At 36.0% G+C, this 15,448-nt stretch carries 11 protein-coding genes and 2 pseudogenes; 5 read left to right on the top strand and 8 right to left on the bottom strand.

What is annotated here, in order from left to right; translation table 11 throughout:
* Positions 1–484 precede the first annotated feature (484 nt).
* The 6 genes and pseudogenes from F6K54_RS12095 to F6K54_RS12075 form a co-directional block, all read right to left on the bottom strand.
* The gene (locus F6K54_RS12095; RefSeq protein WP_293077765.1) at positions 485–1,099 is read right to left on the bottom strand and encodes a nucleoside triphosphate pyrophosphatase; all 615 of its coding nucleotides are present in this window, start codon (positions 1,097–1,099) and stop codon (positions 485–487) included.
* An 804-nt stretch (positions 1,100–1,903) separates the two neighbouring features.
* Positions 1,904–2,446 carry a photosystem II reaction center PsbP gene (psbP, locus tag F6K54_RS12090; protein WP_293077763.1) on the bottom strand — a complete coding sequence of 181 codons (543 nt, stop codon included), beginning with the start codon at positions 2,444–2,446 and terminating at the stop codon, positions 1,904–1,906.
* A gap of 1,200 nt (positions 2,447–3,646) precedes the next feature.
* Positions 3,647–3,829, bottom strand: a pseudogene (locus tag F6K54_RS43755) (IS1634 family transposase); the annotation flags it as partial.
* Positions 3,825–4,154 (bottom strand): annotated as a pseudogene (locus F6K54_RS12085) (DUF4277 domain-containing protein); the annotation flags it as partial. The pseudogenes F6K54_RS12085 and F6K54_RS43755, both read right to left, overlap by 5 nt.
* Positions 4,155–4,254: 100 nt before the next feature.
* Positions 4,255–4,509, bottom strand: a complete 255-nt coding sequence (locus F6K54_RS12080) for a hypothetical protein (protein ID WP_293077759.1) — start codon at positions 4,507–4,509, stop codon at positions 4,255–4,257.
* 757 nt (positions 4,510–5,266) lie between these two features.
* The gene (locus tag F6K54_RS12075; RefSeq protein WP_293077757.1) at positions 5,267–6,559 is read right to left on the bottom strand and encodes an MFS transporter; all 1,293 of its coding nucleotides are present in this window, start codon (positions 6,557–6,559) and stop codon (positions 5,267–5,269) included.
* A 601-nt stretch (positions 6,560–7,160) separates the two neighbouring features.
* Between F6K54_RS12075 and ruvA the strand changes: the two genes are divergently transcribed.
* The 4 genes from ruvA to aroF all read left to right on the top strand — a co-directional run bounded on the left by ruvA (position 7,161) and on the right by aroF (position 10,377).
* Positions 7,161–7,796, top strand: coding sequence for a Holliday junction branch migration protein RuvA (ruvA, locus tag F6K54_RS12070; protein WP_293077755.1), 636 nt, complete (start codon positions 7,161–7,163; stop codon positions 7,794–7,796).
* A 510-nt stretch (positions 7,797–8,306) separates the two neighbouring features.
* Positions 8,307–8,576, top strand: a complete 270-nt coding sequence (rpsO, locus tag F6K54_RS12065; protein WP_202218777.1) for a 30S ribosomal protein S15 — start codon at positions 8,307–8,309, stop codon at positions 8,574–8,576.
* Between the two features lie 10 nt (positions 8,577–8,586).
* Complete coding sequence (locus F6K54_RS12060; RefSeq protein ID WP_293077751.1) at positions 8,587–9,084, top strand: PAM68 family protein; 498 nt, start codon at positions 8,587–8,589, stop codon at positions 9,082–9,084.
* Positions 9,085–9,315: 231 nt separating this feature from the next.
* Positions 9,316–10,377, top strand: coding sequence for a 3-deoxy-7-phosphoheptulonate synthase (aroF, locus tag F6K54_RS12055; protein ID WP_293077749.1), 1,062 nt, complete (start codon positions 9,316–9,318; stop codon positions 10,375–10,377).
* A gap of 397 nt (positions 10,378–10,774) precedes the next feature.
* Here the strand turns inward: aroF and F6K54_RS12050 are convergent, their stop codons facing one another.
* Complete coding sequence (locus tag F6K54_RS12050; protein WP_293077747.1) at positions 10,775–11,887, bottom strand: hypothetical protein; 1,113 nt, start codon at positions 11,885–11,887, stop codon at positions 10,775–10,777.
* 1,608 nt (positions 11,888–13,495) lie between these two features.
* Between F6K54_RS12050 and F6K54_RS12045 the strand changes: the two genes are divergently transcribed.
* A complete protein-coding gene (locus F6K54_RS12045; RefSeq protein ID WP_293077745.1) occupies positions 13,496–13,705 on the top strand; it encodes a zinc ribbon domain-containing protein in 210 nt (69 codons plus the stop codon).
* Between the two features lie 120 nt (positions 13,706–13,825).
* On the opposite strand, the gene F6K54_RS12040 is transcribed toward F6K54_RS12045, so the two are convergent.
* Positions 13,826–14,956: a HetZ-related protein 2 gene (locus tag F6K54_RS12040; RefSeq protein ID WP_293077743.1), complete on the bottom strand. Its 1,131-nt coding sequence runs from the start codon at positions 14,954–14,956 to the stop codon at positions 13,826–13,828.
* Between the last annotated feature and the right edge of the window lie 492 nt (positions 14,957–15,448).

The following is a 15,448-nucleotide window of genomic DNA, read 5'->3' as shown; positions in this document are numbered from 1 at the left end:
GGGAACAACCCACATTTTGTGGTGCAGAATGTAGTATAAAACCCACATTCCGCACCACAAAACGTAGAATAAAAATATAAGTCAAAAGTAAGAAGTAAATTATAATGGTTAATAGGAGTCAACGATTCAGTAAGTAGGGCTTGCTGATTAACTCTCAAAGCATTAACAGGTAAAAAATTTAGCCTTTTTAGCTCGCAAAAAAGTGTAATACCAATTCTTTGTAAAGCTGCTCTTAATAATTGTTGCTCATACCTTATTACGCTGACTATTCTCATCTTTGTGCAACTTCATGGAGAAATGGTATAAGAAATAAGTTTGTTATTACTCTTTAATTTAGAATAATTATTAGATTTAAAATCGGATATTTTATCAAAATAATATGAGTCTAAAACCCCGCCTTTTAAGGCGATTTTTTTTTGAAGGCTTGTTCAAATTCCCGTTACAAAAATAACTTCTGGTTTATGACTTCTGACTTCGTTAAAACCTACCAAAAGTTACTAACTGAATATCCTAGACTATTTAGCATAACTCTTAATAATGGTAGACTTAAACCAATTACATTAGTATGACAACCTTCTATTTTTTCAATAAATAAACCACCTTTGCCTTCTATGGCAAAACAACCAGCACATTTTAAAGGTTCTCCAGTGGCAACATAAGCTTCTATTTCCCGGTCGTTAACGGGAGCAAAATGAACTTTTGTCATTCTACAAATTACGATAGTTTGATTTTTAACTAGATCGATTAAAGAATGACCTGTATACAATTGACCAACTTGACCGCGCATTTTTTGCCATCGAGCGATCGCTTCTTTATTATCAGCAGGTTTACCATAGATTTCGTCATCAATAACTAATACTGAATCACATCCTAAAATTAAATTTGATTGTGTTTCAGATAAGTTTTCCTTCATTAGGGACTTAGCTATTGTTTCTGCTTTAGCCTGGGCTAATGTTTCTACTAATTTTCGAGGTTCTACTAATTTAACTTTTGATTCATCAAAGTTACTAGGCATAACTATAGGATGAATACCAATAGTTTGTAACAAGCGAAGTCTAGCTGATGATGATGAGGCTAATATGAAGGTTGGAGTTTTCATATTTTCAAGCAAGCAACAAATATTCCATAAAATATTGATAATTTGTCAGGACTATAACCTATAATTTAACGATATTTTTTAAGATGAGAAAACTTAAAATTTGCTAGTCCTGACTAATTTGACATCCTCCCGACGTTGACCTGCACCTGCAGCGCGGGATTCCCATCCATCAATCGAACAGACGCTCGCTGAACGAAAGACTCAGGGTGGGTAGACGACTCATTGCCATCAACTACCTTTCTACGGGTAGAATTACGTCGGCTCCTCGTCTTGTTTAATGTCTCGGACTGCCCGCCCGCGACAACAGCCTCCTGCGGAGGAGCTATGCTAACAAAAAGTGATAGTTGTACAGGATTTTCAGAAAAGTGTTTCTTTGAGTGTTTCAACCTTGGTTTTTGGTTGCACAACTTCTAAAATATTCAGTGCAGCATTGACATCTCTGAGGAATGGGAATTATAGAAGAGGTAGTCAGAAAAATTGACCCTTGATTTTCTTCCCCTATATGGCCCAAAATGCGCTCCTTTTTGAGCTATTGGAGCTGAAAACCAAGGTTTTTCAAGACCTAAAAAGGCTAAAACCAATATCAGTAAATGCTTTGAGATTTAATCAGCAAGCCCTAGATAAAAGCTTTACTAATTGAGTGAGAATTAAATTTTACAATAAAAGCTGGCTTTAAAGTCTATATATTAAAATCCCCTCATAAGAGCTGAGAGCTAACAGCTAATAAAAGTCTATATATTAAAATCCCCTCATAAGAGCTGAGAGCTAACAGCTAATAGCTGAATGCTTACTAAAATCTTCTCACTAATATATAGAGAAAGAGTTAATAACTTGCTCAAACTTATCATGTAGTTTTTGCCAGCGTGCTTCAGTAGTTGAAATATTCATAGTCAAAAGTTTACCTCGACTAATTCCTACACTTGCTAAATTATGACGCTTTCTCCCATCAGCCAATTTAACAGCGTACTCCAATTGATAATATGTTTTAGCTTTATATTCTCGTGCTTCTGCACTTACTAATTCTGCTTCCCGGCCAGAGTCTGTTGGTGCAATGGCATTTTTACTCAGTTTATATCCTACTTCAGTCGGAGTACCCAAGTCAGTCAGAGTTTGGTCTCCAACTACGGGACTAATAACGACACTAACATTCTCAGTGGCCTCAACTAGGTCATGAAATACTACATCCGGGCCATCAGATACTTTAACTTCGAGCCAACCGTTAGGATAAAGGAATTCATAACCATCAGTTGTATCCACGAAGCTTTGTAGTCCACCGCCAATAGAAACACAACCTGTTAATACCAGAGCGATCGCTACTAAAAATAAGGCCAGAATTTTTTTTAACATTTTTTCTTCTTGGTATTCTATATAGTGAGAGTGAGGTTGAATGAAATTGTTCAGTCCCGACACTCAAGTACAATGTATTGTATGTATTGTCTCATTAAATCTTGATTAATTTAACAGGTTTGTGAATTTAATCAACTTAAAGAATTGATTTTTGTCAATCAGGAGCCAAAATAATTTACAGTTAAGGTATTTGTTTTGTACTAAGTAATATTTAGATATTGAGATTTAGTTTAGTGTGATATTTTGAGCGATAAATAATTATGAGTTATGAGTTTAATTTTGAACGACTGGCGAATTTAGCTGGCAATTCCGGTAAAAGTATAATTAATTTGAATACCCTACAAAATCTGATAATTTAGTTTTTTTTAATTGGTGGAGGTTCTCAATTTCTCATAAACTAATTCTTGATTCTGAATACTGAAATATTTATGTCATTAATTACTTTCTGTATTCGCCATATTTTCACTCATCAATCTGCGGTCAAGATACTGCAAAATATTAACAGTAATTCCTAAATTTATTACCATTGATAACCAAAATATTTTGGGTGCATCTCAATGCGTGAATAAAGCCAAAAAGTTATTGCTTTTAGGGAACAGGGAACAGGGAACAGGGAACAGGGAATATACAGGAAAAAAGTATTTTTGCAAATATGAGATGCACCCAATATTTTCACCACAATTTGTGTTTGCTCCCATACCAAAACTCCTAATGATGGTCTGACTAAATATCTAATATTAATAGCTGAATAATGATTGATTCTGAATACTAAAATATTTCTGCCATTAATTACTTTCTGTATTCGCTATATTTTCACCCTACATTCCGCACGACAAAATGTAGTATATAAAGAGGGGAAAACTTGAGTAAGTATTTAGACTTATAGTATGGGGTAGGAGGCGATGTAGCTACCGCTAGGCTCCGCCAACGCAAATCCACCCTAGTTTGTTAAGGAGTGATGTAGGCTCAAAAGCTTGTGGGATAAGCTTTTTAACTTGCTATTATTCCTATGGTACTCCATAAATGCCTTATATAATAATATCAGTTGCCCAAAGTTACCAATAGACCAATTCAAAAATTGCCAAAGTCCCTCTATCACACTTAGCGATCGCATCTTCATTATTGCCAAGTGTTTAAATTTTACACTACTATTCAATTGTTGATTATTTTAGCGCTGTAACTGCTTTTGTTTCAAGTTTTTTAACTGAGTAGATAGTATCTTTGACAACTTGGAGGAAAAAACTTTAATAATTCTAAACGTTCATAAGTGAGATTAGATATGCTCTTAACTCTAGAATTAATCAATAAATGAATCGACTGAAAACATTGAAATATCCAGCGTAAAGTTGGTCTATTAGTAGGGCGACCTAATTGATTTTTGATCTAATCCTCTGCGATACAGTTGGTCTAATACCCGACCTAATTTATCATCATTAAAATACTCTGCTTTCACCCCTGTTCCGATTAAATGTTCTATAGCTTTTCCCTCAAAAAATTTACTAAATAAATATAGTGGAGATGACACTAATCCTAAGGCATTTAAAAGCATTCCTTTGACTGCTTGACCCCCTGTAATTTTTTCTGGTAGCTGTTCTCCGAGTAGTTGATTAATTTTCTTTTCTATACCCATCTCATCAATAATTCCTGCTACTAAACCTAAGTGGTCTACATTACTCACTTCTACTGAATTACTCACTTCTACTGACATTTTCTCCTCTTTTTTTTCTTCACTTTTTATCTAGAATTACAGTTCGAGGTTTTTTTTTCTTGAGTCTAAATACTTACTCAAGTTTTCCCCTCTTGACGTACTACATTTTGTCGTGCGGAATGTGGGTTTCACTCATCAATCTGCGGTCAAGATACTGCAAAATATCAACAGTAATTCCTACAGTTATTACCATTGATAACCAAAATATTTTCACCACAATTTGTGTTTGTTCCCATACCAAAACTCCTAATGATGGTCTGACTAAATATCTAATATTAATAGCTGAATAATGATTGATTCTGAATACTGAAATATTTATGTCATTAATTACTTTCTGTATTCGCCATATTTTCACTCATCCATCTGCGGTCAAGATACTGCAAAATATCAACAGTAATTCCTACAGTTATTACCATTGATCACCAAAATATTTTCACCACAATTTGTGTTTGCTCCCATACCAAAACTCCTAATGATGGTCTGACTAAATATCTAATATTAATAGCTGAATAATGATTGATTCTGAATACTGAAATATTTATGTCATTAATTACTTTCTGTATTCGCCATATTTTGACTCATCAATCTGTGGTCAAGATGCTGCAAAATATCAACAGCAATTCCTACAGTTATTACCATTGATCACCAAAATATTTTTACCACAATTTCTGTTCGATCTAATATCAATTTGAAAAAAGAATGTTACGAATAATCAGTGCAATAAAAAGATTTGGTAGGAAATTTCCCTTTGACAAAAAAGAGAATTTATGACCTAAAAACTGGTATTAAATCTATTCATTCTGACTCCTGAATTATGAATTATGTTTGCGAAGCATTCCGTAGGAAATTCTAAGAAATACCCTAGCTATTTGTAGCAAATATTTATCAAATTGGTATAATACCCATCCTCCTAATAGCAGTCTGATTAAATATCCAATAGTTCAAAATTTAGCATTAATAGCTGAATAATTATTGATTCTGACTACTGAAATATTTCTGCCATTCATTAGAGATATTCAATAATAAAAAATTAAATCAATTATCCCAAAGAAATCATCAATTATTTCTCCCTACTCCCTACTCTCTACTCCCTACTTCCTACTTCCTACTTCCTACTTCCTACTTCCTACTCCCTCTCTATTAGTCAAATTTTCACTCATTAATCTACGGTCAAGATACTGCAAAACACCAACAGTAATTCCCACAGTTATTACCATTGATAACCAAAATATGTTCACCACAATTTGTGTTCGATCTAATACCCATCCTCCTAATAGCGGTCCGATTAAAAATCCAATCGCCCAACACTGAGCATTAATTGCTAAATAAATACCACGCAAAGATTCTGGTGCTAAGTCCGCTACTAAAGCTGAAGCAGAAGGAGTATAAGAAATAATTGCAATAGCAAATAAACTTAAAGCTAAAGTAGTAAATAAAATATTGCCTATTTCTACTATTCCAGTAATACCAATGACGAAAAATCCTAACCCCCATAATATTGCTGAAATTATTAATGCTTGAGGATGGCTGAAATTGCGTAATTTTCTCGCAACTGGTAATTGGAATATAACAGTCAAAGCAGTATGTCCTGTAAATATAGCACTGATAATTAGTGGTGAAAAATTTCCGGAAACAAAGTTGTTTAAATATAAAGGTATTGTGCTGTGAATTTGAGAAATGTAGAAAGTAAAAAAAACATTCACCATCACAAAAATAATTAGATTCCGATCGCTAAAAGCTAATAGCCAGCCATTAATATTTTTTTGCCTTTCTGTTTCAATTTTATGATTTGATTTAACTGGTTTATAAGTTTCTTTGACCGCTAAATATATAACTCCTGCAAAAATCAAGAATGAAATAGAATCAACTATAAATAATGCTCTATAAGCACCCGTAAAATTCACAACTATTCCACCAAAAATAATTCCCAACTGCAAACCAATATTGTCTGCTAATCTCGTAACAGCATAAGCCTCTTTACGTTCGGTTGCTACTGTTAAATCTGCCACAATAGCTTCCATTGCCGGCCAATATAATCCAATACCTAATCCTAGTAATAAATTACCGATCGCTACAGTATAAAAATTATTAGCTATTGCCATTATTACTGAAGCTAGTGCCGAAAGAATTAATGATAATAATAGAGTTATCCGACGACCAAAAAATTGAGAGTCACTGAAAGAACCTCCTAGAAAACGAGCAATTATGCCAGAAATTTGAGCGCTGCTTAAGGCAATACCAACTGAAGTTGTAGATAAACCAACTTGATTGACAAAAAAAATTGGTGCATAAAATAAAGTAAATCCTGTACCAATTTGAGATAATAATCTACCCATTGCCAGAATTAAAATTTGTCGGTCTAAGTTTGGAAATAATTGGGATAGATGAAGTTTTGGCAATGACATGAAAATTATCGGAATTTAATAATAAGATATAGTTTCATTTTAATCTCTTTTCTGTATTACCGAAAGCTCTAAAAAATTAAGCATTAAGCATTCAGCTATAAGCTATTGATGAGAGACGGAGGTTATTTCAGTTATCAGTTATCAGTTATCAGTTAACCTCCGATGGTCGGAACTTTCCTAGTTCATGCTACGCAAATGTTAACAGTACTTCTTGCAATAAGGAGGTTTGAGATAAGGAATATTCTTATTTGATATGGCGCAAGTTTCTTCACTATACCTCGACCGCTTTTTATCTCCTTAAAAGAAGAAAAATAGGAGGTTTTAGACCACAATTTTTCGGTAAAAATAATTGAAAAATTGAGATAGAATTAAAAGTTACTGCCAAGATATACTTCTTCAACCTTAGAAAAAATTATTCATTATTTGCTGTTTGCGTAGCATCCCGCAGGGAAGCGCTAACTGCTAAGAGCTTTTTGCGCAGCATTCTGTAGGAAATGCTTACCTAAAAATTAATATCTTATTAAGTCAAAACTGTTGTAAGTTCAATGATGGTTCGGCAGTTGTTAATATGTAATTTTGTAATAACTTTAAATGAATTTTTATGATTAATTATCTGAAAGGGAAAGTAGCTGATGTTCAAAAAGGTAGTGGTATTCGTGTGACTCTAATTTTAGAAGTTAATCAAGTAGGTTATGAGCTACAAATTCTGCCGAGGTTAACTCAAAATTTACAACAGGGAGAAGAAATACAAGTTTTTACTCACCAACAAATACGGGAAGACCAAATGTTATTGTACGGTTTTGGTATCTCTGCAGAAAGAGATTTGTTTCGCCAGTTAGTAAGTGTTAGTGGTATTGGCACACAATTGGCGATCGCTTTGTTAAATACTTTAGAATTACCAGATTTAGTCCAAGCTATTGTTGGAGGTAATACTCGTGTCTTAGCTAAAACTCCAGGAGTAGGCCCGAAAACCGCAGAACGTATTGCTTTAGAATTAAAAAATAAATTGGCCGAGTGGCGACATGATGCTGGTTTAACTACATCAGTACCTGTGGGAGTTACACCCGCTATTCAAGAAGAAGTAGAAATGACTTTGTTAGCTTTGGGATATACAGGTCAAGAGGTAATACAGGCATTACAAGCTGTTAGTCAAGATGCTAAAATGTCCAAAAATACCAATCCAGAACATTGGATTAGGGAAGCTATTAGTTGGTTGAGTCGTCCAACTCAACTTTGAAAAAGTTACATATAGCGCTGTGCGCAGGCAACAGGCAACAGGCAACAGGCAACAGGCAACAGGAGGATTAACGAAGTCAGAAGTTAGAAGTCAGAAGTTATTTTTGTAACGGGGATGCGTGAGCAACTCTCCAAAAATATTTCGCCTTAAAAGACGGGGTTGCGCAACCCATATTATTTTGATAAATTGCTGACCTGACCAAAAAATAAGGTCAATAGCCTCCCCTTTCAAGGGGATGAAAAAGAATAAAGTTCAATATTTCAAGCCTCTGACTTTCCTAGGTCATGCTGCGCAAACAGGCAGAGGTACTAATAACTGATAACTGATAACTGAAATGACCAACTTTGAACATTTATAAATTTCCGCGTCTTATTTGCGTAGCCCAATAGCAAGAGATTTAGACTAACTGCTAATTAAAATCTTATCTTCTTCATATTGTCCAGAATAATTATTTGATGATATAGTTAATGATTGTAGTAATTTTGAGAAAGATTAGTAGAAGTTAAATATATGGCTCTCAAGCAACAACGTAAACAAGAAATTATTGGTGAGTACCAAACCCATGAAACGGATACAGGTTCAGCAGATGTCCAAGTAGCGATGCTGACCGAAAAAATTAGCAAATTAAGTGCTCATTTAAAAAATAATAAGCAAGATTATTCATCCCAAAGAGGTCTATTAAAAATGATTGGTAAACGTAAGCGCTTACTATCATATATTCAAAAACAAAGTCAAGAACGTTATAAAACATTAATTACTCGCCTTGGTATTAGAGGTTAGAAGCTGAATTATGCCCTCAGAATCATCACGTCAACCTTTACCTTTTGAGCCTGCTAAAAACCGTAAAAAGCAAGGTAAGAAATCATCTCCCTCACCCAACACAAAAACAGTAGAGGATCAACAATCTTCTAATGTAAAAAGTCAGCCGAAAAACATTAGTAATCAAAAACGCCAACAACTTAAAGAAGATAGTTCTATCCCAGAAGTAGTTAGTCGGCGAATGATAAGTCGTATGGTGTTATTCTCTGGTACACCTCTAATATTGGCATTATTAACCTTTGTTATTAGCTACTTTATCATTACCAACGATATTTTAATACTACCAAACCAAGCAGTTTTGCTAGTTAGTATGGGCTTTTTTGGTTTAAGTGTTATTGGTTTGAGTTATGGTCTTTTTTCTGCTTCTTGGGATGAAGATAGAAAAGGTGGTTTATTGGGTTGGCAAGAACTAAAAACTAACTTTCAACGGGTTAAAGAAGCCAGGAAAGAAGCTAAATCAAAAAGCTAATTTCCTTCTATGATTAATAGTTATAGAGATGAGAGAACCTCGTCTCTAGCACTGTCTTAATATTCCTAAACAATTTATTTATAGATATTGAGATGTGAAAAGATCGCATCCACAGATAAAAATTGCAATTATATCATATTTATTAAGAAATAAGCAAAACTTGACTATTCCAAGTTATTGTCGAAATAACTGTCCCTTGACTCACATCTAAATTTAGCTGCAAAAGAAAAAATGATTATAGTAACAAAAGTTGGTTCTCCAGAAGCCGAAATAGACCGTCTTTGTAATGACCTTAAAACTAATTGGGGTCTAACACCAGAAAAAATTGTTGGGCGCTATAAAGTTGTCATAGGTTTAGTAGGAGATACTGCAGACCTAGATCCATTACAACTGCAAGAACTGAGTCCTTGGATCGAACAGGTAATGCGGGTTGAACGTCCTTATAAGCGAGCCAGTTTAGAATATCGCCATGGAGAAGCAAGTGATGTAGTAGTATCTACTCCTGATGGGCCTGTAACTTTCGGCCTTCATCACCCCTTAGTTGTGGTTGCAGGCCCTTGCTCCGTGGAAAATGAGGAGATGATTGTAGAAACAGCCCAGCGGGTTAAAGCTGCGGGTGCTAGGTTTTTGCGTGGAGGAGCTTATAAACCTCGTACCTCTCCTTACTCTTTTCAGGGACATGGTGAAAGTGCTTTAGATCTACTAGCTGCAGCTAAAGAAAAAACTGGTTTGGGTATCATCACAGAAGTAATGGATGCTGCTGATTTACCAAAATTGATTGAAGTTGCTGATGTGCTACAAGTGGGTGCCCGTAATATGCAAAACTTCTCTCTGTTAAAAAAGGTAGGTGCCCAAGACAAACCTGTACTTTTGAAGCGGGGAATGGCTGCAACTATCGAAGACTGGTTAATGGCTGCAGAGTATATTTTAGCTGCTGGAAATCCAAATGTAATTCTCTGTGAGCGGGGTATTCGTACATTTGACCGTCAGTATGCTCGTAATACTTTGGACCTCTCAGCAATACCAGTGTTGCGATCGCTGACTCATTTACCAATTATGATTGACCCCAGTCATGGTACTGGTAGAGCTGAATATGTACCGGCAATGGCAATGGCTGCTATTGCAGCAGGGACAGATTCTCTGATGATTGAAGTCCATCCAAATCCAGCAAAAGCTCTATCTGATGGCCCTCAATCTCTGACACCTGAAAAATTTGATCGGTTAATGCAGGAAATGGCAGTAATTGGCAAAACAATGAATCGGTGGCCACTAGAGGAGCCTGTTTTAGTATAGGATGGGTTACTGGGGGTTAGGACACGGAGACGCGGAGACGCGGGGAAGCGGAGATGGGTTGAACAGGCAATGGTTTCAGCCATTTTATGTGAAGAAATTTTCTTGAATTTCAGCAGAAAATTTCAGTATTTTGAGGCAAATAAGAGCCAATAACTAGGAGATAAACTGAATATAAAAAGCTCCATTACCGTAAGCTATCCTGACTTTTAGCTTTATAAGCGCAAGCCCTAGTATAGTAGTAGAGCTTTTCTCAAAAGTTGGTTAACTAGCTATCCGCATTTTCTGTACTGAAACGCTTTTTAAAGGTAATGAAGCTGATAGCTGACCGCTGAATGGTTACAACAAATTTCCCCCTACTCCCTACTCCCTACTCCCTACTCCCTACTCCCTGTCATATTTATAAATTTTGATGATTTTGTTGAGAAATAATACATTCAATCTGATGCTCAACATTATCCAATAACTTCTGCAAAGTTAACAAGCTATCTAGTTGAAATGGAGCTAGATGTTGACTACAATAAATTTGATTGATTTTAATCTGTAATTGTTTACCTAATTTCAAGGTATCTTGACTCAATAAAGATAGCTTTTGCTGTTGATAAAATTTTAAGGCAGCTCCTCTTAATACCTGTAGTGTTGCTTCTTCCCCATAAAGTCCTGGCATCACTCTCAAACGTAATAGTAAATGATTATTTTGATAAATTCTTTCAATTTCTACTTGCCGAGATTTTTTAATGGGAATTGAACTCATTTTTGTCAGGATTTTAAGTTCGTTAATAACACCTTCAATTTTGTCTCGTTCTAGGTTTTCAAGTACAGATTGCAGAACTCCATCTTGACTCCAAAGAATTTTTCCTTGTGATTTTTGTTGCTCAAAATAAAGTCTACCAATTCCTGAGTCTAAAACTCTTATCATTAGTTCTCTTAATAACTGTTGAGGCTCTAAATTAGCCATCGCTTCTGGAGAGATAGATTGTTTAGAGTTAGGTAGAAATAATTCTAAAACATCACATAAATAATTTTGTGGATGTTGAATTTTAGTTTGAAGTGTTTGTTGTTGTGAGTCTTGAGATTTTTTAATTAAATATTCTTGATTTGCGGTCTTTTTTTGCTCTGAAAATTGCTGATTTTTTCCTTTTTTAGGAGATTGATGATTATCAATTTGTTGATGATTATTATGGGGTAATTTAGGTTGAGAGGAACTAGAAGTGACAGATTTTTGACGGCCAATATAGTTTAAATAAGATGATAATATTGACCTCTGAGTTTCAGAGGAAATTTCTTCCATTGCCAGCGAACAATTTAAATAAGATAATAATCGGCGAGCATAATTTATAGCAGAAGAATCTTGGATGTCAACGACACCAAGTCTAACTCGACTACCTTCTATAGATAAAGGTAAAATTTGATAGTGTAGACAGGCTTCAAATGGTAATATATTATCAATTAGAGCAAATATCTGGGGATGATCCATTTGCTTTTCCCCATTATTTTTGTTGTATGCTGGCATTATTGAATTGTTAGTTTGAAACTAATAGAAATCATCTATTTAACAATCGGGATTAAAATAGGCAACAACCGTCTTCACTAGAGCTATTGAAGCTGATTCAACAATTAATAATTAATAATTAATAATTACCTCTCCTTGAAAAGAAGAGGATTGACTAATCATGAAAATTTTTTTCTTCTCTTGGTCGATTGGATATGGTTAGGAAACCCATCCATCCCACCCTTCGGGAAGCTACGCTTTTTCCTAGGTCATGCTTCGCAAATATGTCGCGTAGCGTTAACGTAGTTATGCGCCAGCAAAACGACCGCTTGTTTCTCCTTTAAAGCAGAGGCTTTAAACCTTAATTCTTCGGTAAAAAAATGGTAATAATCAAGCAGTTACCATATATATATTTGGTGTACTTTTACCATCTGCAAAATATTTCTAAAAAAATTACACTAAATACGCCAATTACCGAAAAATTGGGTTTAAAGCCTCGCCCTTGTAGGGCGACTTTTTATTTGAGCATGCAAGTGAATTGGATATATGCTAAACTGTTATTAGTTGCCGGGGGGCACGCCTCCTCCGGAGGAGCTGCGAATTGCGGAAACTCGTGCGCGGACGTGGAGGGAAGCATCAGACTACCGCCAAGGAAGCAGCACCCTGTGTTAGCGGCAGCTATGCGAAGCAAAGCGTCAACCCGCCGAAGAGCTACGGCTCAGTAGGAATCCCCGCGCCTAACAGCCGGGGAGGATGTCAAATAATTCAAGTATCTAAATACTCAAATACTCGATACACTACTTATTAAGACTATATTATCCTATAAATTACCGAAAAGCGACTTTAAAGGCCCCCGTGTTTGAACCGGTGGATGAAAACAAGGGAGTCGTTTAGACTAGACAACTTTAGTTTTCCTGTGCTATTTTAACCGAAAAGCGACGTTGAAAGCCCCCGTGTTTTAACCTATGCTTTATAAGCAAAAATCTTTACAAAAGTGGATAATGCCTATTATCAAAAGCTTACGAGCATTTTGTTGGTTTTACTGATTTGACAAATTGACTAATTTGTGTACTCCTAAAAGTTGTTTTTTGTCGTTGCGATCGCAACGACACTAGGAGCTTTCAGACTCTATTACATCAAATGATATTTTTGTCAAGTTTTATGTGAAGAAAGATGTTTATAAAGCATAGGTGTTTTAACCGGGGGATGAAAACAAGGGAGTCGTTTAGATTAGACAACTTTAGTTGTCCTGTGCTATTATCTGGATATACAAACGTTTAGACAAAAGTAAGCAGCAAAGCATGGTTTAGACGCTATGCCGACTGTGTAGGGGCACTTTGACTTGTCCCCAAAGAGTGTATCTTTGGTCAGCGCTCGAAAAAACGAAGCAACAAGGATTTATCGGTGTTGCGTAGTATCAACTTAGAATCCCCTCGGCAACAGCTGCGGGGAGTAGTCAATAATAAAAAGTAAGCAGAACGCTAGGCATTGGCCTTAGCCGACTGTGTAGGGGCACTTTGACTTGTCCCCAAAAAATATATATAGGGCTAGCAAAGACCAGTTTGAGTAAATCAATTAACGATGCTGGATGGGGTCAATTCCTCTCTATTTTGACTGTCAAAGCCGGAAATGCTGGAGGTGAAAATTATAGGAGTGAATCCCAAAAATACTAGCCAAGATTGCTCAAACTGTGGGGAAAAAGTCGATAAAGAATTAAATATACGAACTCATTGTTGGCCACATTGCGGTGTTGTGATTGACCGCGATGTGTTTGCGTTTGCGCAGCATCCCGTAGGGAAGCATCACCTAGGAAACGCGGCAATCAATATAAAAAAATAGGGTGCCAGGGCATTCCGTCCTTAAAGCTCGTGGAGTCCGATGCAATGGTAGGGCTACGAAACGAGAGAGGTTACACTATAGCGCAAGCTTAGTGTGGGAGTATGTCACTCTTGATGGAAGCTAGGAACTATTTCGTAAGGATTGAGCAGATAGGTATAATTTAGTCCATTCGCTAATAACTTGGTTACTTTTCAAGTTTAACTGTTTAGCAATTTCCTCTACACTTGCACCTGATTTTAACCCTTCAATTAAATGACGTTGTTGAGGATTGAGATTTTGCCAATATTTTTGCCATTGATTAGAAGTTAAACCTAAGCCATGTTCATTCAGAGAAATTTCTAACCAACTAGCTACTAATTCTGGTTGTTGTTTAACTGCAAAAACACGAATTGCATGATAACTGACTTTTTCTCGTAACCTATACACTTGTTTGATAGGCATATCTAAAGCTTGAGCAATTTCCTCTTGAGTATTGCCTCGAAGATAAAGCTTCAACCATTCTGCTGCCTTGGAATCAACTTTTTCTACTAAATATTTCTCAAACTCCTCCTGGACTTTAGAGCGGAGCAAATGTTGTTGCTCTATTTCTTCAGTATCTTGATACCCTGAAGTTACTACAGCATCTAACAAACTTACTCGGTCTTCCGTATCACCAGGACTAATATCTTCCGAGATTAATTTAACCCATTCTTTTACAGGTACTTGAGTTAGGCCACCTCTTTGAGTTCGACGTAGATAATTAACAAATCTATATACCAGTAAAGGCTGATTACGAATCGGTCTAATACAATATTCTTCTACACTGGCTAATAATAGAGAGTTGCGGAGATTGGGATTTTTTGTACATTCACTGATTTTGGTCATTTGTTGCTGTAGGTAGCGATCGCTATTGAGCATTTCTTGGATCACTTCCTGTAGGACATCAATTACACTTCGTTGGCGATCGCGACTGGTATTTACCCATGCTCGTATTTTTTGTCGCAGCATTACTAGGCCACTCAAGCGTTGCATCAAGTTTCGATAAGCTCGCTCTGGCGGAATGTCTAAATATCTTTGTTTTAGAATTCGATAAAGAAACTCTCTCCCTTTAGATGCCATTTGCTTTTGAGTAGGAGTCAGCTCGTCTAAGCGACTAGGATTATTCCCCAATAGCCAGCAAATAATACTGTTGTGGACATCTGAGCTATGGTTTGGGTAGTCTTCCTGAAGTTTGGTTTTCCACTCTTGTTCCAGTGTTTGGGCCAAAGTCATTTCAGTTATCAGTTATCAGTTATCAGTTATCGGTATCTTTGCCTGTTTGTGCAGCATTCCGCAGGAAAGTCAGAGGCTTGAAATATTGAAGTTTATTTTCTCTTAGTCGATTGGATATGGCGTAGGTTTCCTGGCCATCTCTCGACTGTTTTTTCATCCCTTTGAAAGGGAAGACTTGAGACTTTATTTTTTGGTCATTAGATTTTTAATTCTATATTTTTAATTCTAGCTTTTAGTAGAATCAACCTCTGCCAGATTTTATTCAAAAGCTACATTTTCAGTTATTCTAGCAATATTTCTGACTACTGATTTAATATGCACTGTGAAGTTCTCTCCCGTTAAATGGGAGATTATAAGCTGATTACCTAGTGCAAAAAGGCAGAAGGCAGGAGGCTTTAGTTATCTAGGATAGCAGCTATGCTGAAGGGAAGAAAGGTTATTGTACAAGCTTTTGAACCTTTTTTAACTGGTCAGTTATTTCCGCCATCCTGC

The organism is Okeania sp. SIO3B5 (assembly GCF_010692555.1).
Classification (GTDB): Bacteria; Cyanobacteriota; Cyanobacteriia; order Cyanobacteriales; family Microcoleaceae; genus Okeania.
The sequence above is the reverse complement of the archived record's forward strand: the minus strand, read 5'-3'. Positions and strand labels throughout refer to the sequence as shown.